This window comes from uncultured Pontibacter sp. (assembly GCF_947502515.1).
Taxonomy (GTDB): Bacteria; Bacteroidota; Bacteroidia; order Cytophagales; family Hymenobacteraceae; genus Pontibacter.
Map to the genome: position 1 here is coordinate 682,134 of NZ_CANNAI010000002.1, position 17,474 is coordinate 699,607.

General features: G+C 51.4%; 14 protein-coding genes. 6 read left to right on the forward strand and 8 right to left on the reverse strand.

The window, feature by feature from the left end; all coding sequences use genetic code 11:
- Positions 1–142 precede the first annotated feature (142 nt).
- The 3 genes from Q1A54_RS07685 to Q1A54_RS07695 are packed head-to-tail and all read left to right on the forward strand — an operon-like array spanning position 143 to position 3,143.
- Entirely contained in the window at positions 143–793 is a 651-nt protein-coding gene (locus Q1A54_RS07685) for an SIMPL domain-containing protein (protein ID WP_299986432.1), read from the forward strand.
- A 26-nt stretch (positions 794–819) separates the two neighbouring features.
- Complete coding sequence (locus Q1A54_RS07690) at positions 820–1,323, forward strand: hypothetical protein (protein ID WP_299986434.1); 504 nt, start codon at positions 820–822, stop codon at positions 1,321–1,323.
- Positions 1,320–3,143, forward strand: coding sequence for a M64 family metallopeptidase (locus Q1A54_RS07695; protein ID WP_299986436.1), 1,824 nt, complete (start codon positions 1,320–1,322; stop codon positions 3,141–3,143). Before Q1A54_RS07690 ends, Q1A54_RS07695 begins: the two co-directional genes overlap by 4 nt.
- 69 nt (positions 3,144–3,212) lie before the next feature.
- Here Q1A54_RS07695 and Q1A54_RS07700 read toward each other — a convergent pair whose 3' ends face one another.
- The 5 genes from Q1A54_RS07700 to Q1A54_RS07720 form a co-directional block, all read right to left on the reverse strand.
- A complete protein-coding gene (locus Q1A54_RS07700; protein ID WP_299986438.1) occupies positions 3,213–4,736 on the reverse strand; it encodes a calcineurin-like phosphoesterase family protein in 1,524 nt (507 codons plus the stop codon).
- Positions 4,737–4,813: 77 nt separating this feature from the next.
- The gene (locus tag Q1A54_RS07705; RefSeq protein WP_299986440.1) at positions 4,814–6,256 is read right to left on the reverse strand and encodes a SusD/RagB family nutrient-binding outer membrane lipoprotein; all 1,443 of its coding nucleotides are present in this window, start codon (positions 6,254–6,256) and stop codon (positions 4,814–4,816) included.
- 33 nt (positions 6,257–6,289) lie between these two features.
- On the reverse strand, positions 6,290–9,457 hold the full coding sequence (locus Q1A54_RS07710; RefSeq protein ID WP_299986442.1) for a SusC/RagA family TonB-linked outer membrane protein: 3,168 nt from the start codon (positions 9,455–9,457) through the stop codon (positions 6,290–6,292).
- A 336-nt stretch (positions 9,458–9,793) separates the two neighbouring features.
- Entirely contained in the window at positions 9,794–10,462 is a 669-nt protein-coding gene (locus tag Q1A54_RS07715) for an NAD(P)H-binding protein (protein ID WP_299986444.1), read from the reverse strand.
- A gap of 33 nt (positions 10,463–10,495) precedes the next feature.
- Positions 10,496–11,335, reverse strand: coding sequence for an SDR family NAD(P)-dependent oxidoreductase (locus tag Q1A54_RS07720; RefSeq protein ID WP_299986446.1), 840 nt, complete (start codon positions 11,333–11,335; stop codon positions 10,496–10,498).
- Positions 11,336–11,468: 133 nt separating this feature from the next.
- Here Q1A54_RS07720 and Q1A54_RS07725 point away from each other — a divergent pair, with 133 nt between their 5' ends.
- A complete protein-coding gene (locus Q1A54_RS07725) occupies positions 11,469–12,272 on the forward strand; it encodes a hypothetical protein (protein ID WP_299986448.1) in 804 nt (267 codons plus the stop codon).
- A gap of 293 nt (positions 12,273–12,565) precedes the next feature.
- Here the strand turns inward: Q1A54_RS07725 and Q1A54_RS07730 are convergent, their stop codons facing one another.
- The 3 genes from Q1A54_RS07730 to Q1A54_RS07740 form a co-directional block, all read right to left on the reverse strand.
- The gene (locus Q1A54_RS07730) at positions 12,566–13,210 is read right to left on the reverse strand and encodes a transposase (RefSeq protein WP_299986450.1); all 645 of its coding nucleotides are present in this window, start codon (positions 13,208–13,210) and stop codon (positions 12,566–12,568) included.
- Between the two features lie 110 nt (positions 13,211–13,320).
- The gene (locus Q1A54_RS07735; protein WP_299986452.1) at positions 13,321–13,836 is read right to left on the reverse strand and encodes a RidA family protein; all 516 of its coding nucleotides are present in this window, start codon (positions 13,834–13,836) and stop codon (positions 13,321–13,323) included.
- Positions 13,837–13,950: 114 nt separating this feature from the next.
- Complete coding sequence (locus Q1A54_RS07740) at positions 13,951–14,148, reverse strand: hypothetical protein (RefSeq protein ID WP_299986454.1); 198 nt, start codon at positions 14,146–14,148, stop codon at positions 13,951–13,953.
- Positions 14,149–14,385: 237 nt separating this feature from the next.
- Between Q1A54_RS07740 and Q1A54_RS07745 the strand changes: the two genes are divergently transcribed.
- Positions 14,386–16,005, forward strand: a complete 1,620-nt coding sequence (locus tag Q1A54_RS07745) for a class I SAM-dependent DNA methyltransferase (RefSeq protein WP_299986456.1) — start codon at positions 14,386–14,388, stop codon at positions 16,003–16,005.
- A gap of 12 nt (positions 16,006–16,017) precedes the next feature.
- A complete protein-coding gene (locus Q1A54_RS07750) occupies positions 16,018–17,439 on the forward strand; it encodes a hypothetical protein (protein WP_299986458.1) in 1,422 nt (473 codons plus the stop codon).
- Positions 17,440–17,474: the final 35 nt, after the last annotated feature.

The window sequence follows — 17,474 nt, forward strand, 5'->3', positions numbered from 1 at the left end:
AGCTCAGGACTAGCATTCACCCACTCTTTTGAGGTATAGCCTTCCCCCGTATGTAACTTTACAGTATATAAGGTTGAATTTTTCAAATTATTCAATTTAATCTATATATTGGAGAATAATTCACCTTATACATACCAGTGCTATGAAACGCAAACTACAGATCACGGGGCGCGGAAAACTCTCCGTTACGCCTGATATCATGATCTTATCCTTCAGTGCTGTGGCACAGGAGTGGGAATACGATAAAACAGTAGATGCCCTCAACACCAAAGTAGAGGAACTGCGCAGCATCATTGAAGCACAGGGTATAAGCCGCAGCAGCCTCAAGACCAAGGACTTCGGTATCCGCAAAGAAACCCAGTGGAACCGCAAGACCGAGAAGTCTGACTTTCTTGGCTACAGCGCCACCCACCGCCTTGAACTGGAGCTGCCCCTTGACAAGGAACTCATCAACAAACTGCTCAGCCAGATCGCCAAAAAGCTGGACAGCCTGGACTTCAGCATCTCTTTCGGTGTGAAAGATGCCAGCGGTCACCAGCAGCAGTTGATCCTGCAGGCCATCGCCAAAGCCAAAGAGAATGCCGCCCTCATCGCCGAAGCCACCGAAGTGGAGTTGCGCGAGATTCTCGACATTGACTACTCCTATCGCGAGCTTACCATTCGCTCACAGCAGCACGACTACCCGGTGTATGACAGCCAGGTGTTGATGGAGGCCTCCGCCCCTGCCCCCGACTTCGAGCCCGACGATATCGATGTAGCCGAAACCGTGACGATCACCTGGCGAATTGGCTAAGTTACCATGCATGAATCAGAAATACGATGCGCCTATACCTGTATACCCCCTTGCTGTTCATGGTTTTAGCAGCCTGCCAGACAAGCCACACTTCCAGCACGACAGCTAGTACAGCAGAGGCCGGAGGACAAGCTATGACAAGCCCCGCTTCCCAGATTATCTTCCTGGACTTGGAGCTGAGCCGGGACAGCCTGACAAAGGAGAGCACGGTGAAATTGCTGAACAAAACGGTGACGGATGGCCGGATGAAAAACCTCGCACGCCAGGGACATGAAAACGGTTCCGGTGACCTGCAATGTTCTCTGCTAAGCTCAGCCGGGCAGGTACTCTACAGCACCGCTATACCTGACCCGCTGGCCAACACCCTCGAATATGCCGCTGAATCGGGCGAGCTCCAGAAGAAAACTTTTCAACTGCAACAGGCTACTTTCACCCTCCGGGCCCCTTATTATCCAGGCACAGAAATTCTGCTCATCGAACAGCTACAGGAAGACAAACAACTTAAAGAAATCGCAAGACTGACGCTATGAAAAGGCTATTGATCACGGTATGGCTGGTGCTTTGCAGTGTACTGCTTGCCCAGGCACAGAAATTTGAAGTCGATACGATCCTCTACCACGGACCATCGGACAAGTATATCAACTTTGTGTTTCTCGCGGACGGCTACCAGGCAAACGAACTCGGCAAATACATAGAGGATGTGAAGGGCACCGTGGATGGAATCTTTGCCAAACCGCCTTTCAGGGAGAACAAAGTTTTCTTCAACGTTTTCGCCATCAAAGTACCTTCAAAACAAAGCGGTGCCAGTCACCCGGGCACTGCCAATGATGAGAGCAACCAATCAGCTATTCCAATCACCAAAGTAGACAATTACTTCGGCTCCACTTTTGACTACGGTGGCATACACCGGCTGCTCGTGCCGACCAATCACATGGCCATATCGTCTGTACTCGCCAGCAATTTCCCGGAGTACGATCAGGTGTTCGTGCTCGTCAACAGTCCCTACTACGGCGGATCAGGCGGTGCTTATGCCACCAGTTCTACCAATGTTCATTCCAAAGAGATTGCCATTCACGAGATTGGCCATTCCTTTGCCAACCTCGCCGATGAATACTGGGCCGGCCCGCAGTACGCGCGTGAGCGTCCGAACATGACGCAGGTTTCCTCTCCTGAAACCGTGAAGTGGAAGCAATGGCTGAATAATACAGGTGTGGGCATTTACCCCTATGAAGAGTCCCCTACCTGGCACCGGCCGCACCAGCGCTGCAGCATGCGTTACCTTTCCACGGCAAGCGAAGTCATTCATTTCTGCCTGGTCTGCAACGACACGATCACGAAGCGAATCGCCAGCCTGATGAACCAGGTGACCATACCGGACAAGCCGGGCAAGATCAGCGGCCCAACCAAGGTATGTGCCCAGCAGGATGCCGTAACCTACAGCATCAGTCCGGTGAGCGGCGCGGGTGCCTATACCTGGACCGTGCCCGAAGGCTATGAGATCATACAAGGGCAAGGCACCATCACGATCAACGTGCGCATCGGCCCGAGGAATGGACAGATTGGGGTGGCAGCGCAAAACTTCAACGGGCAATCCGCAAGCACCTACCTGGACATACAGGCGCAAGCCATGCCGGAGGTGAAGGCCGGTCAGAATGAAAACGCCTGCCTGAAGCAGGGACTTATAGAGTTAAGTGGCTTTAGCCCGGCGGGGGGCGTCTGGTCGGGTATTGGAATAAAGCCGAATGGCATTTTTGATCCCGCTTTGGCAGGTCTCGGCACACATCAGCTGACCTATACCTATTCCGAAAACGGTTGCAGTGTCAGCGCCACCAAATCGATCACCGTCTGGGAGTTCACAACCGTCAGCCTGGCTGACTTCCAGCAGGTATGCTCCTCCACCACCAACTTCCAGCTGACAGGCGGATCTCCGGCGGGCGGAACCTATGGCGGAAACCATGTGCAGAACGGCGTGTTCAATGCAACTGAGGCTAGACCGGGTACACACCGCATCACCTATACCTATGCAAACGTCTGCTCCATCACGGTCGAGAAAGAGATCACGGTGAGCGTGTGCACCAACACAAACGAGGCTGAAGTGGCAACAGGTATACAGCTGTTCCCCAATCCCGCCAGCACCATCGTCCAGCTCGAGGCACAGCTAACAGGCACCTCCGAGGCTAGCCTGCAGGTATATGACCCGACCGGCAAATTGATCTTCAGCCAGCAGGTGCATAGCCTGTCAGGTATACTGAAAGAAAAACTCGACCTGAGCAAGCAGCCCAAAGGCATTTACCTGCTCAGGTTGATCACGGAGAAAGGTCATGTAGACCGCAAGCTTTTGTTGCAGTAGACATATAGCTTGGCAGTAGCATGCAAACAGGCTATACCTGCTGATGCTATACCTGACAACAAGCTATACCTAACGAACAGCGCTTTCCAGTTTGTTAATCTTCAGTTCCTCGCGGTAGACATTCCCGAAGCGGTCCGTTGCCTGCACAGCAAAAGTGGAAGCTCCACCAGACGGCTTCGCAAAGAACATATGATCCGTTGGCAAAGGCTCCACCCACTTATGCTTAGCAGGTTTGGCTGCTCCCTCGTGCAGCTCTACTGAGAGTGGATCCAGGCTGGTTTCGCGAGCCATCTCGCCCATGCGCTTGCCATCCTCCAGCCACTCCACTTTCCAGTTCGGGTCCCAGTTCCAGACGTTCACGGCCACATGCTCCGGCTTTGCAGCTACAGCGCCCACCGGGTATATTCGTAACTGTTGCTCTTTCGGCAGACCCGTCGATTTGTAATACCACTGCACGTCACTGCCCTTTACTTCATACACACCATAGCCGCTCGGCGTGCCGTCGTAGCAGATCGGGCCGGTCCACCAGGCGCCACACACCGTGCCGTGCACATGCTCGATGATATTGTCGCCTTCAAACACCTTTTCATTAAAGTGGGTATGGCCCGACATGATATGCGTTTTAAAAGGCTGCAGCAAACGGTAGAGCTCCTTGCGGTTTGACACTACCCCACCAATCGATGGCTCTTTCTCCTTATTGCGCTCATGCTGTCGGGTATAGACCGGAATATGCAAGCTCACGACCACGGTTGCACCGGGTTTAACATTAGCCAGGTCCTGCTCCAGCCAGGCCAGTTGTCGCTCAGTCAGGTAGCCAATGTACTTCTTGGCAGTGCCGATAAAGAACACATCATCGAGCACAACGTAATGCACCTCCCCCCTATTGAAAGAGTAATAAGTCGGGCCAAACAACTCTTTGAATTTCTCGGCGGAACCCTCGTCGGTACGGGCCTCCAGGTTCATATCGTGGTTGCCAATCACCTGGAAAAAAGGAATACCAGCAATGGCCAGCGCCTCCTGGTAATCATCAAAAAGCTCGAACTTGTCCCATACCAGGTCGCCGCAGCCAATGCCGTGAAAGAGGGTGTCCTGTGGGTAGCTTGCTACCAGTGCTTTCAGGTCGGGTGCCGACTCACGCTTGAGTTGCTCGGCGTCAACTTTCGAGATGATCTGCGGGTCGGCCCATACCACAAAGTTGTGTTGGGTATCGTCCTGCGCCAGGCGCTTCAGCTCAAAGTCTGCCTTAAAACGGCCACGCTGCGGCACGATCCTTTTATAAAAGCGGGTGATGCTTTTTTCGTTTTCGAACTCATAGCCACGCGGGATAGACAGGTATACAAAGTCAGCGGTGGCATTGCTGAGCAGTTCATAGCGACCAGTCGAGTCGGTGGTCACCACGTTGATGCCATCGGTCACGGCTACGCCCGCTATACCTTTGCCATTCGCGGACACCTTGCCGCTCAGGTTAACGGTGCTCAGGTCTTTGCCGCGGGCAGGTATAGCAGGCTTAGCTTGCAGGATGTTGGGTGCCAGTGTCAGGCCTATACCTGTCAGGCCGAGTGATTTTAGGAAGGTTCTTCTTTTCTGAGACATAAGATATGTTTTGATGTGCATGAAAAGGAGCCAGCACCTGTGCAGCGCCGACTCCCGTTTTCATAGCTGGTTGTTGCTTATTTTTCCCACCAAACTTTGGTGTTGATGTCATCGCCGCCCATTGACTCAACTGCCTTGCGGTAGTTTTCGAGGTTGTTGGTTTGCAGGGTGGTTGGATAGCGGAAACGCACCGGCACAATCTGGTTATTGAGCATGTCGCTTCCTTTTGGCAGTTCCGGCAAACCAGTGCGGCGGTACTCAAACCACTGCTGATTGTCGTTAAAGAATAGGGCGTAATACTTCTGCAGCATGATGCGCTCCAGGGTGCCATCGTATGCGGCCGCCTCGTTTTCAAAATAGTTTGCTGGCACCGTAGCGCCCCACTGTGTGATAGCAGCTTTCACCCCGTTCTCGTAGTGCGTCTTCGCATCGCCACCCGTAATGCCACGCTGGGCCAGTTCGGCTTTGATGAACTCCACCTCTGCATAGGTCATGATCAGGGTCTTCATTGGGGCGGTAGCCAGAGCGATATTCAGGTTAGAAGGCTGGTAATCGAACTGGGAATCGCTGCCGCCGTAGCCGCTCGGTATACCTTTGTAACCGATGGTGGTGCTGCCGTCCTTGGAGCGGGCCTGTGTGGCAAACTTCGGCAGACGCGGATCATTGAAAGCGACCAGGTTGTCGATGAAGAATTTCGACGCAGCCCGGAAAGTCGTAAAGTCAATGGCACGCCCCCAGGGCGACAGGTTAGGCGTCACGCCTGTGATGTTCAGAATGGCAGCTTCTTCATTGCGGGTGAACACCGGGTATTTAGCCGGATCATTCAGCATCTCGGTCATCTTGGCAAAGGAGTTCATCTCTCCCCGCTTCGACACGCGCAACAACAGGCGCAGTCGCAGCGAGTTGGTGAAGCGTCGCCAGTTTGCGATGTTATTGTTGTAGAGCAGATCCGCGCCGTATATCATCGGTCTGCCGGTGTCATACAGGTTGTTGGCCTTCTCCAGGTCGGCCAGGATTTTCGTGTATACTTCCTGCTGCGTGTTGAACTTCGGATAGAAGATGCCTTCGTCGCCTCGGGCGGCTTCTTCCATCGGCACGTCGCCAAAGCTGTCGGTCAGGAGCGAGTATACCCAGGCATTCAGCGTCAGGGCCACGGCCTGGTAGTTCGGTTCGTTTGCCGTCTCCGCCGCCAGCTGCATCTCCTTCAGGTTGGTGATCCAGCGGTAATAGGTGTTCCAGGTGCTGTTGCCCGAACTCTCCGTCAGGTTGTAGCGGTGAATGCCACCAGAGGCGCTCGGAAAAGGCAGCGACACCTGCATCAGATCGAATGAAAAGCCATTGCTGCGCGAAGCATTGAAACTGGACATTTCGTACACGATCGGGTTGAGCAAGGTGCCCGGGTTGATGCGTTCAATGCGGTTTGGGTCAATGTTCAGTTCTTCAAACTCGTCGGTGCAGGATACGCTGACACAGCTCAGGGCCAGGGCAATTACTAAAAACTTTTTCTTTATGGTTGTCATCTTGTTAAGCTCTTCAAAATTGGTGGGGAAAGACTACAGCTTCAGGGTCAGGTTCATGCCGTAGGTGCGCGGTGTAGGCAACTGGCCCATTTCCACGCCCGGCAGGATGGTCGAACCGTTCAGGGCGGCTGTTTCCGGATCGAAAATCGGGAACTTGGTGATCATAGCCAGGTCACGACCGTAGAGGGCTATGCTGGCACCCTGCAGCACTTTGGTGCGGGCCGTTAGGGCTTTCGGCAGGCTATACTCCAGGCGCAGCTCACGCAGTTTCAGGTATGAGGCGTCGAACGAATTGGACTCCACGTTGGCACGGCGGTAGTAGTCGCCGTAGTAGTCCGGCAAACTAGCCTTGGTGGTGTTCGGTGAGAAAGTACCGTCTCCATTATCTACCACGCCCTCCCCGATAATAAAGCCATCTTCGCGACCTTTAAGTGTATGCTTCAGCTTGCCTTGTTCACTCATTTTGTGGTGTGTCTGGGAGTAGATGATACCACCATACTGACCGTCCAGCAATACATTCAACCGGAAGTTCTTATAGCTCACTTCGTTCATGAAGCCACCTCGCCAGTCGGCGTAGGCATTGCCGATGTACTGGATCTCAGATGGTCGCGCAGGCAGACCGTTGCTATTGTAAATGATCTGACCGTCCGGGGCACGCATAAAGCCGAAACCGTAGATGTCACCCGTCGTGCCGCCAACTTTTGCGATGATCGACGCGTTACCTCCTATCCCGATCACCTGCTGGTCTGTCAGGCCTTCGGCCAGTTCAATCACCTTGTTGCGGTTTCGGGCCCAGGTGATGGTGCTCTTCCACTTCAGATCACCCATGTCAATCGGGCGCAGGTTCAGGGCTAGTTCAATCCCTTCGTTGCGCACCACTCCCCCGTTCAGTACGGCGCGGCTATAGCCGGTGGTAGGGTCCAGCGGCACTTCCAGAATCTGGTTGCGGGTCAGATTGCGATACACGGCCACATCCATGCCGACACGTCCACCGAAGAGCATGTACTCCAAACCGGCTTCGTAGCTGGTCGTGATCTCCGGCTTGAAGTGATCGTTGTGTAGTATGGTGGGCACCGTGGCAGAACCCGGGAACTCGCTGCGGCCATAGTACTTCTGGGTCTGGTAAGGGTCCGTGTCGTTGCCTACCTGCGCTACGGATAGTCGCAACTTGGCGTAAGATACCTGGCGTGGCAAGGTGAGCAGGTCACTCAAGATAAAGCTGGAACTCACCGATGGGTAGAAGAAAGAGTTGTTCTGCGTAGGCAGTGTGCTCGACCAATCGTTGCGGCCGGTCAGGTCCAGAAAGATCTTGTCCTCAAAAGAAAGCGAGGTAAAGGCGTACACGCTGTTCACGTGTTTGTTGCTGCTCACCGTGTTCATCATTGGGTTGCTCACGCCATTGGTCAGCTTGTACACGCCCGGAATGTTGAGCTGGTCCACGTAGCCTTCTACCCGCTTGTACTTGCGGGCCATCAGGTTGCCGCCCACCGAAGCACGCAGATCGATGCGGTCCGACAGCTTATCGCGGAATGTAAAGAGACCGTCGGTGTTCACCTCGTAATTAAAGATGTTTTGCTCTTTGTAATAGCCCCGCTGGAAGTTTTGCGTGCTGTAAGGACGGCGCTGCTGGCGGTCCTCGTTGCGCATATCCACGCCAGAGCGAACCATCAGTTCAAACTTAGGCGAGATCTCGTAAGTAGCGGCGATATTACCTACCGTACCGTAGCTTTGCTGCGCGTTGGTCATCTCGTAGGCAATCAGGTATGGGTTGTCTATGAACGAGCTGAAAGGGTGTACCTGGTCGATCTGCTCCTGCCCTTTTTTCCAGATCGGCGCATACCAGTCCAGGTCCACGTTCGGGTTCTGGAAGATCATGAAATAAGCGATAGACTGGTTATTATAGCCGGTGGCGGGGAGGTTGTCGCTCTGCTTGTTCGTGAAGTTGACCTTGGAGCTCAGCTTCAGACGGTCGGCCAGCTGGTAGTTCAGGCTAAGGGCAGCCGTAATGCGCTCAAAGCCGGTGTTCGGCATAATCCATTCGTTTTTGGAGTGCGTGATAGAAGCTCTTGCCCCACCTTTGTCGTTGCCGCCTTCCAGCGCCACGCTATTGGTAATAGTAGAGCCCGTGCGCCAAAAACCTTTGATGTTATCTTTGTAAGGACGCCACAATTGACGCTCTGCTGACTGCCCTTCCAGGGTCGGGTCATACTGGTAGTAAGACTGCCCGTCGAATCGGGGACCGAAGGCGCTGCTGGTACCACCCGTGTTGGCGCCGTCTTCGGAGGCACCATAGGAGTAGTACAGATCACCCTCTTTGTTGAAGGCACGGCCTGTTCCCTGACCGTACTCGTACTGGTAATCCGGCCAGCGCAAAACGTCGTTAAAACTCAGGTTGGAGTTCACCGTCAGGCCCAGACCTTTCTTATTGCGTGCACCCGACTTGGTGGTAATGATCAAAGCGCCACTGGCCGCACGGCTTCCATAAAGGGCAGCGGCAGCAGGGCCTTTCAGCACGGTGATGTTTTCAATATCATCTGGGTTGATGTCGGAGATACCGTTGCCAAAGTCGATCGGCACGTCGTTGCCGGAACCAGCACCGTAGGCATTGCCCACGCCCGAACTGGTCATGCCGCTATTCATGGGCACCCCGTCCAGCACGATCAGTGCATTGTTCTTGTTCGGGTCCATGGAGTTGTCACCGCGCAAGGAGATGCGCACTGAGTTCACAGGGCCAGAGCCCGGCGATGTCAGGTTAAGACCGGCCACCTTGCCGGAGAGTGCACTCGCAAAGTTATTGGAGCGGGCGTTCATGAGCTCCTCACCTTCCACTTTCGACACCGCATAGCCCAAGGCTTTCTGATCACGAGCTATACCTAAGGCGGTTACTACGACCTCACTCAACTGATTCTGATTTGGCTGTAGCTGGATGTTGATGAACTCCTGGTTACCGATTAATCTTTCTTGTGGCAAATAACCGATAAAAGACACCACAAGTACATCCGCTTCGTTGCGGACAGCCAGTTTGTAATTGCCGTTGCCGTCGGTGATGGTGCCGTTTGTCGTGCCCTTCACGGCCACGCTGGCTCCGGGCAGGCCTGTGCCCTGTTCATCCGTTACCTTGCCCTGTACCGACAGGGACTGTGCTACAGCCAGCTGACAGCAAAGCAGCAAAAGCAGCAAAGCCGGCAGGTGCCGTTTCAAAAGTGTAGAAGTTTTTAATAGCATAGCGATAGTGTTTGTTTAACTACCGCAAAGCTATTTTGAGCAGGTTACCCCAATATTAAGGAAAGGCTATATAAAGGTTAAGGAATCAGGAGAAGTTCTTAAAAAACTTGACCTTGTGATAATGTTTTAACACTAACGTATTCGTATTGTCATTTCGACAAGCTGGAGAGATCTGGAGTATGTGAGGGTAGATACCCGATTTCTGATTTCTCCAGCATGTCGAAATGACACATAAGTTATGCGTGGTTGGTACGAGGCCAGAGGCCTCCCCATAGTAGACACGAGCGTGGACGCTCGCGCCATGAAAAAAAACTACCGGCTCAGGTGCTCCCGTTCGGCCAGCTTAAACACCTCTCCTAAGGTATAGGTATACACACCGGGCTGGGCGGCTATACCTGCGTTGACCATGGCTTGCGCGACTACCCTGTCTTCGTAGGGTTTGTACTTGCCGGCTATACCTAGTTTGTCGAGGAAGTGCATCACTTTATAGCCTATCTCTTCGCCGGTACGGCTCTCCTGGCGGTCGCCGTGCAGCAGACCGGGCTGGATGATGTTGATGCTTTTGAAGTCGAGCTTTTTCACGGCTTCCTCCAGGGCTCCTTTCATGCGGGAGTAGAAGATCAAGGAACCCGGATCGGCACCGGAGGAAGAAACCAGCACATAGGCGAGCACTCCGTTTTGAGCAGCGGCTTCGGCGAATTTGTACTGGTAGTGGTAGTCCACTTTGTACTGCTCGTTCTGTCCGCCAGCCTGCTTAAGCGTGGTGCCCAGCGTCGAGAAAAAAACATCGCCCTTCACCAGTTGCTGCCATTCTTCGGGCTTGTCAAAATCGATCAGGTGCTCTTGCAGTTTATTGTTGGCTATACCTAAGGAGCGGCGACCGAATACGATCACATTGTTAAATCGCTCATCTGCCAATAACTGCTGTACCAGTTGTTTTCCCACCAGACCGGTGGCGCCTATTACGAGTGCTGTTTTCATATCTTGGTTCGTTTTTTCTGTTCGTGTAAAATGCTATACCTGTTCGGGCTTATTTGCGCCGGTCAGTTGCTCCGATACCTCCCATAATTTACTGGCTATACCTGCGGCTACCTGCGGATTCTTGCGGCCGGGTCGGCGTTTGCAATAGTACTGTCCATCTTGCCAGTCTTTGCCCGGCGTCGTGCTGATGAACCAGATCAGTGTATCGGCTCCCTGTTCGGGAGTGATCATGAAAAAGCGCTTGACAGTAGACTCATACAGCCACTTGACCGTGCTCCCTCCTTCCCGTGCAAAACCAGTCTCCACTACACCCGGGTGAAAAGAAGCGGCCCACACGCCTTTGAAACGTCTGCTGATCTCGGCAGCATGCAGTATGTTCATCAGCTTGGCTGCGCCGTAGGCCCGGAAGCTTTTGTAGTTCTTTTCGCTTTCGAGGTCATCGAAGTTGATACGACCCATCAGATTGGCCGCACTGGAGGTATTGATCACGATCGCCTTGGATGCTTCAAGTCGCTCTTGTAGAAGATGCGTCAGCAGGAAGCCGGACAGGTGATTTACCTGCAGCGTCATTTCATGGCCATCGGTCGTCACCCGTCTGTCGGCTATGATCCCGCCCACGTTATTGACCAGCACATCGATGCGGGGATACTGCTCCAGCAGCTTTTGCGCAAACGCACGCACTTCTGCAAAGCGGGTAAAGTCCACCAGGTAATAGTCGCACCCGATCTCTTCTGCCAATCTTTTGGTTTCGTCGGAGCGCCCTGTGATCACCACCTGCGCTCCCCTTTGGCGCAGGATCCGGGCTGCAGCTGCGCCAATGCCGGAGCTTCCGCCTGTGATGATGATGGTCTTGCCGTTGAGGTCTTGTGTCATAGTTTCGTTTTGCAATATACCTATCCAGGTATAGAAATAGCTATCAGCTAAGCATAACGAAAAAAGAGGCTTTTTGGCTGAAAGAGGACTACATGCGTAGAGAGAGAAAAAGAATAAAAAGGCATTTCACCCCATGAAAAACGTCAAGACACTTGCCATCCTAAACACCGTGTTTTTTCTGCTGCACCTGGTGCCCTCGCAACTCACGCAGTTGGAGCTTTTCAATAGCCAGACCATTGGCGAGGTGTCGGCGAAATATCCTGCGCTTTTCACCCCGGCGGGGATCACCTTTTCGATCTGGGGCGTCATCTACCTGGCCCTCTCCGCCTTTTGCATTTACCACATCGTCAAAGCTTTTAAGGAGCCTGCCCTGCACGAGGCCAACGTGGACCTGAAGCGGCTCAGCTACTACTTCATGCTCAACAACCTGGCCACCGGTGCCTGGACCATTGCCTGGGTAAACGAGCGGCTGTTGCTCTCGGTGGGACTGATTCTGATCCAACTGGTCACGCTGTTGGCCATTCACATACGACTGAACATATTTGACACAAGCCGTTCGGCAGCTTCCCGCTGGTTTACGCAGGTACCGCTGAGCCTATACTTTGGCTGGATCATCATCGCGACGGTCGCCAACATCAGCTCCGCTTTGGTGGGTTTAGGGTGGGATGGCTTTGGGGTGAGCGAAGGAATTTGGGCGATGATCATGATCGTAGCAGCGACCCTGATCGTCGTGTTTGTGGTCTTCAGCCGAACCAATCCCTTTGTGGGCCTGGTCGGTATATGGGCGCTCTACGGCATCATCCTCAAACACCGCGAACTAAGTGCAGCGGAGAGCCCGCAGATCATCACAACCGCCTGGATCAGCCTGGCAGTAGTGGCCCTGGTGGTTGTGCTCGTGTTTTTCAGGTATGGAAAAGCGGTGCGGCAGCAGGTATAGCGAAGGGCTACCTTAATCAGCGACCAACTCGACAAGCAAGTAGGCGAGCGAGCCTGCCAATAACAAAGCGAGAGCAGTTTTAGGAGTCATAATGATGGTCTTTAGGTGGAAAATATGGAGTCGAAACCCCTTGGATTTATAAGGATAACCAACTAGTTTACAGAAGGTTTCTCAGTACAATATGTAAGCCATTGCAACTGAGGGGACTATAAAACTACTTAGGTTGAGCGATTAGCCGGTCACAATGCGTGCGGACAGGTCGCGACCTGTCCCTACGAGGTTGATGGGTTAGGTTACTGGTAAAACACATCGTTGTCCCAGAGGGCGGGATTGTTGTGAATGTATTGTTCAATCTGCTGATAAGCCTTTTCGTGCCGGATAATATGATCATGAAAAGAACGCTGCCAGGCAAAGTCCTGAAGACCAGCCAGCCGTATCATTTTGGATGTCGTCGTCTTGTAAGCACCCATCAATTCCGATATTGATTTTACCCTCGTAGGGACAGGTCGCGACCTGTTCGAATCGTTCCCAGACCTGTCCAGATCGTGCATGGATAAACGTTCTTGTGCAGATTGGTTCGTGGTATATGAGTCGCCGGGGAAATGTGCGGAAGGACTTGTGGAATGTGGGGACAGTTTCGCGGTATGTGCGGACAGGTCGCGACCTGTCCCTACGAACGCCTGTTCTATTTCGATAATGGCATGCACATGATTCGGCATTACCACGAAGGCGTGTACATAGGTATACGGATACTGTTCTGACAGCCAATGCCATTGTTTTTCAGCAATACGGCCATATGCATTCAGTTGCATTTCCCCATCCATAACAACCCCAAAAACACAGGCCTGCTCATGCACACAGGAAGTAACAAAATACAGCCCTTCTTTGCTGTAATTATACCCCATCATCCTGTTCCGTTTCCGATCCGGTAAAGCCATAGAACAGGTATACGGTCATTCCCACTCGTAGGGACAGGTCGCGACCTGTCCGCACGCAACGTGATCGGTAACTGTGATTTACAAGTTATACGCGGGTATGATACGGACAGCTATTCTTCTACTTCCACGATCATCTCTACTTCTACTGCCATATTAAACGGAAGCGCATTGGTACCAATCGCAGTCCGCGCATGTTTGCCCATGTCTCCAAAAACTGCGATCATCACATCGGAATAGCCGTTGATCACTTTCGGTTGGTCGTAAAAGGTTGCAGCCGAATTCACATACCCGTTCACTTTCACGATACGCTTTACCCGCTTCAAGTCACCCAATTCTCTTTTCAGTACCGCCAGTTGCAGCAGGGCAACCAACCTTGCCGCTTCATAGCCCTGCTCCACGGTCAGGTCCTGGCCCAGCTTGCCCTTGATGTACTCCCCATTGCTGTTACGGGGACCTTTGCCCGACAGGTAAATCAGATTTCCAACTTTTACGGCGTCTACAAAACTGCCTCCGGCGGGCGGCACTTCCGGCAACTGGATATTCAGTTGCGCTAACTTTTCTTCGGGTGACTGCGCAAAAGCCACGAACGAGGTGAAGCACATCAGCATCAGCAGGAGTGTTTTCATACCTGTAGGATAGGTTATCATCTCAGAATCAATATTGGATCATCAGCATTGTCACCTTTATTCTGTCATTTCGACGAAAGGAGAAATCTGAAGGTGTTCTGCAATCATTATAAATCACGAATTATAGGCATCGTATACGTTCCAGGCCCACAGAATGAACGGGATAATGAAGGTCCACCAGAAAAAGAAAGTCAGTATCCCGCCGAAGATCCAGATGAAGATGCCCTTCAGCACATGGCCTTTGATGAGCTGGCCCAAGCCCGGAATGAAGAAAGAGATTAAGGCTGGGAAGCTGTGTGTTTGCTTGCGCATATCGTGTGGTTTAAGGTTATAAAATGAAAGTGAAGACTAAGTATAATCCCTATACAATTCAACTAGCTAAGTACCTTCCTTAAGTCAAACAGAAGATTAAAAGCGCATTATAGCTATCCTGTCGGAAAAGATAGGAATAAGCGGCTTAAATATTTTAAATAATCTATATTTTTCCTCCTAACATTCTACGCTTTTCCCTATCTTGAGCCTTTGTTTTAACACCGAGTACACCCTTACATGGCCAAGAATAATACCCCTGCCGCTAAAGCAAAAGCGGATATAGATTTTGAAAACGAACTCTGGAATGCCGCCAACGAACTGCGTGGCGCGGTAGCTGAGAACCAGTACAAAGACTACGTGCTCTCGCTACTGTTTCTGAAGCACCTTTCCGAGCGCTTTGAGATACGCAAGCAGGAGCTGCAGCTTTCATTCTTCGACCCGCAAAGCGACTATTATAATATAGAACAGCACGAGCAGACCGAAGTGCTGGAAGACGAACTGGAGTATCAGGTTAAGAACGTATACCGCCTGCCCCTTGAAGCTACCTGGACCTACCTGCGGGAGAACGCGGAACAGGACGACATCAAGGTGAAGGTGGACCAGGCCTTTGTGCTGATCGACGAGATCCTGAGCAAGCGCAACCCCGACTACAAAGGCGTGCTGGAGCCGATCTTCGTGAAGAGCCAGCTCTCCCCTACGCAGGTGGCCGGGCTCATCAACCTGTTCTCCAAAGAGAAATTCTCCGAGATCAACAACCCCGAGTCCGACATCTATGGCCGCGTATATGAATACTACATCGGCAAGTTTGCCATGGCCGAAGGCTCCGGTGCGGGGCAATTTTTTACCCCAGGCTCGGTAGTGCGTTTGCTCGTGGAAATGCTGGAGCCGCTTAAGGGTCGCATCATGGACCTGGCCTGCGGATCGGGTGGTATGTTCGTGCAGAGCCTCAAGTTTTTGCAGGCGCACGGCGGCGACAAAAACGACATTTCCATTTACGGGCAGGAGCGCTACGAAGGCACGCTGCGCCTCTGCAAAATGAACCTGCTGCTGCGCAACCTCTCCTTCGACGTGAAGCTGGGCGACTCGCTGCTGCAGGACCGCTTCCCCGACCTGAAGGCCGACTACGCCCTCATGAACCCGCCGTTCAACATCAGCAACTGGCACCCCGAACTGCTGCCCGATAACGACCCGCGCCTCTTCGGTTCTAAAGATACTTTTACCACGCCCGGCAACGCCAACTACATGTGGTTCCAAACGCTGTGGCACCACCTCTCGGAGCGTGGCACAGCAGGCGTGGTGATGGCCAACGGCGCCATGACCACCGGAAGCGCCGGCGAAAAGAACGTGCGCGAGCACATGATACAGCAAGGCATGGTAGACTGCATTGTGCAGATGCCCGACAAACTGTTCCTGACAACCGGTATACCGGCTTGTATCTTTATTTTGAGCAAGAACCGCGACGGACGCGACGGCGAGCACCGCGAGCGCAAAAACGAGATCTTGTTTATCGATGCCCGCAAACTAGGCACCATGGCCAGCCGCCGCCTGCGCGTTTTCGAAGACGCCGACGTGGCCCGCATTGCCGACACCTACCATACCTGGCGCAACATCGGTGGCAGCTACTCCGACACCGAAGGCTTCTGCAAGGCCGCTACCTTAGCCGAAGTGGCCGCCAACAACTATGTGCTCTCGCCTGGCCGCTACGTGGGCTCCGAAGCCGAGGAAGATGACGGGGTTCCGTTTGAAGAGAAAATGAAACTGCTGACCACCGAACTGGCCGCTCAGTTTGAAGAAAGTGCCCTGCTGAAGAAGCGGATTCGGGAGAATCTGGAAGGGATTGGGTTTGGTATTAGATGATATTTCTTAATAATGAGCAAACTTAATAAAGGAAAGGGTTTTACTACATCGGAAAGGTATTTGGCTAATTTATGCGAAAAGTCTTTTCTTTCATTATGGAGTTATCCCTCTATTTTCAGAGATCAAGGTAAGAGCGGGAATGATAGTTCTAGTGACGGAAAAGAAGTAACGGACTCCATTGTGATATTTGGTGATCACGTGATTATCTTCTCTGATAAGGACTGTCAATTTATTGACTACGGTGACCCTTTATTAAATTGGAAAAGGTGGTATAAAAAGGCCATTTTGAAAAGTGCTGAGCAAGTATGGGGAGCGGAACGTTGGATAAAAACGCATCCTGATAGACTTTTTGTAGATAATAAATGTCAGCATAGATTGCCTTTCGAAGTGCCACCAGCAGACAGAATTAAGGTTCATAGAATAGTTGTAGCTCATAATATTTCAGATGAATGTAAGCGAGTTCACAAAGGCTCTGGCAGTCTAAGAATTGATACTTCAATTATTGGCAAAGCACATACTGAGGAGCAAAATGGGCTTGAAGTTCAATCCTGTGTCATAGGTATGATTGATCAAACTAGAGGATATGTTCATGTATTGGATGATGTTACTCTTGAAGTTTTACTAAAGAACCTAGACACCATTACAGATTTCATACAGTACCTTGAAAGAAAGGAAAAGTTAGTTCTTCATCGTGGTATTAGAGTAGTAGCAGCTGGAGAGGAGGATCTTCTAGCTTATTATTTAAAAGATATCGATGAAGAAGAAAAACATGAATTTGTTTTACCTAAAGGTATTGATACTTTTCAAGTACGAGAAGGACTGTGGAATGAATTTTCCAACAGTAGACAATATATAAGACAACAAGAAGAAGACGAGAAGAGCTATGCCTGGGATAGATTAATAGAATTTGTGACAGGTCATTTCACTAGAAATACTATGTATTTCTCAACAGATCCTTCATTTAAAACAAATGAGTTACAACTTAGATTGTTAGCTCAAGAGTCTAGGTTAGGTAGAAGAATTTTGGCAGACTCACTATTTGGTTTAGCTGTCAAGTCAAAACAAATATCTGCTCCATATTTCACAAGAGTTCTTCTATCAGATACAAATCGCAACATCTGCTATGTGTTCTTTCTCCTTGACTTATCTGTGTCTCCTGACTATGCTACTTATCGAAATATGCGCAAAAGCTTTCTTGAGTCAATAAGCAAAATTGTTAAATTAAAGTATTTGGGCAATCGCAAAATGATTGTAGGAATCGCTTCAGAAAGTGGAGGAATAGATAAAATAAACTCATTCGATGTGCTAACATATGATACAAATAATTGGGAAGAAGGAGAAAGAGAACATATTATAGAGTTACATCAGAAGCTACCATTTTTTAAAGATACCCAAATGTTTTCGGGTAGCGATTCAGAGTATCCAGAAGATTAAACACTTCTGAAAAGCCTTTACTAACAACAAACAAT

Excerpts from the sequence above, each read along its gene's own strand:
- Q1A54_RS07685 (WP_299986432.1), top strand. The coding sequence starts at position 143 with ATGAAACGCAAACTACAGATCACGGGGCGCGGAAAACTCTCCGTTACG.
- Q1A54_RS07690 (WP_299986434.1), top strand. The coding sequence starts at position 820 with ATGCGCCTATACCTGTATACCCCCTTGCTGTTCATGGTTTTAGCAGCC.
- Q1A54_RS07695 (WP_299986436.1), top strand. The coding sequence starts at position 1,320 with ATGAAAAGGCTATTGATCACGGTATGGCTGGTGCTTTGCAGTGTACTG.
- Q1A54_RS07700 (WP_299986438.1), bottom strand. The coding sequence starts at position 4,736 with ATGTCTCAGAAAAGAAGAACCTTCCTAAAATCACTCGGCCTGACAGGT.
- Q1A54_RS07705 (WP_299986440.1), bottom strand. The coding sequence starts at position 6,256 with ATGACAACCATAAAGAAAAAGTTTTTAGTAATTGCCCTGGCCCTGAGC.
- Q1A54_RS07715 (WP_299986444.1), bottom strand. The coding sequence starts at position 10,462 with ATGAAAACAGCACTCGTAATAGGCGCCACCGGTCTGGTGGGAAAACAA.
- Q1A54_RS07720 (WP_299986446.1), bottom strand. The coding sequence starts at position 11,335 with ATGACACAAGACCTCAACGGCAAGACCATCATCATCACAGGCGGAAGC.
- Q1A54_RS07725 (WP_299986448.1), top strand. The coding sequence starts at position 11,469 with ATGAAAAACGTCAAGACACTTGCCATCCTAAACACCGTGTTTTTTCTG.
- Q1A54_RS07730 (WP_299986450.1), bottom strand. The coding sequence starts at position 13,210 with ATGGCTTTACCGGATCGGAAACGGAACAGGATGATGGGGTATAATTAC.
- Q1A54_RS07735 (WP_299986452.1), bottom strand. The coding sequence starts at position 13,836 with ATGAAAACACTCCTGCTGATGCTGATGTGCTTCACCTCGTTCGTGGCT.
- Q1A54_RS07740 (WP_299986454.1), bottom strand. The coding sequence starts at position 14,148 with ATGCGCAAGCAAACACACAGCTTCCCAGCCTTAATCTCTTTCTTCATT.
- Q1A54_RS07745 (WP_299986456.1), top strand. The coding sequence starts at position 14,386 with ATGGCCAAGAATAATACCCCTGCCGCTAAAGCAAAAGCGGATATAGAT.
- Q1A54_RS07750 (WP_299986458.1), top strand. The coding sequence starts at position 16,018 with ATGAGCAAACTTAATAAAGGAAAGGGTTTTACTACATCGGAAAGGTAT.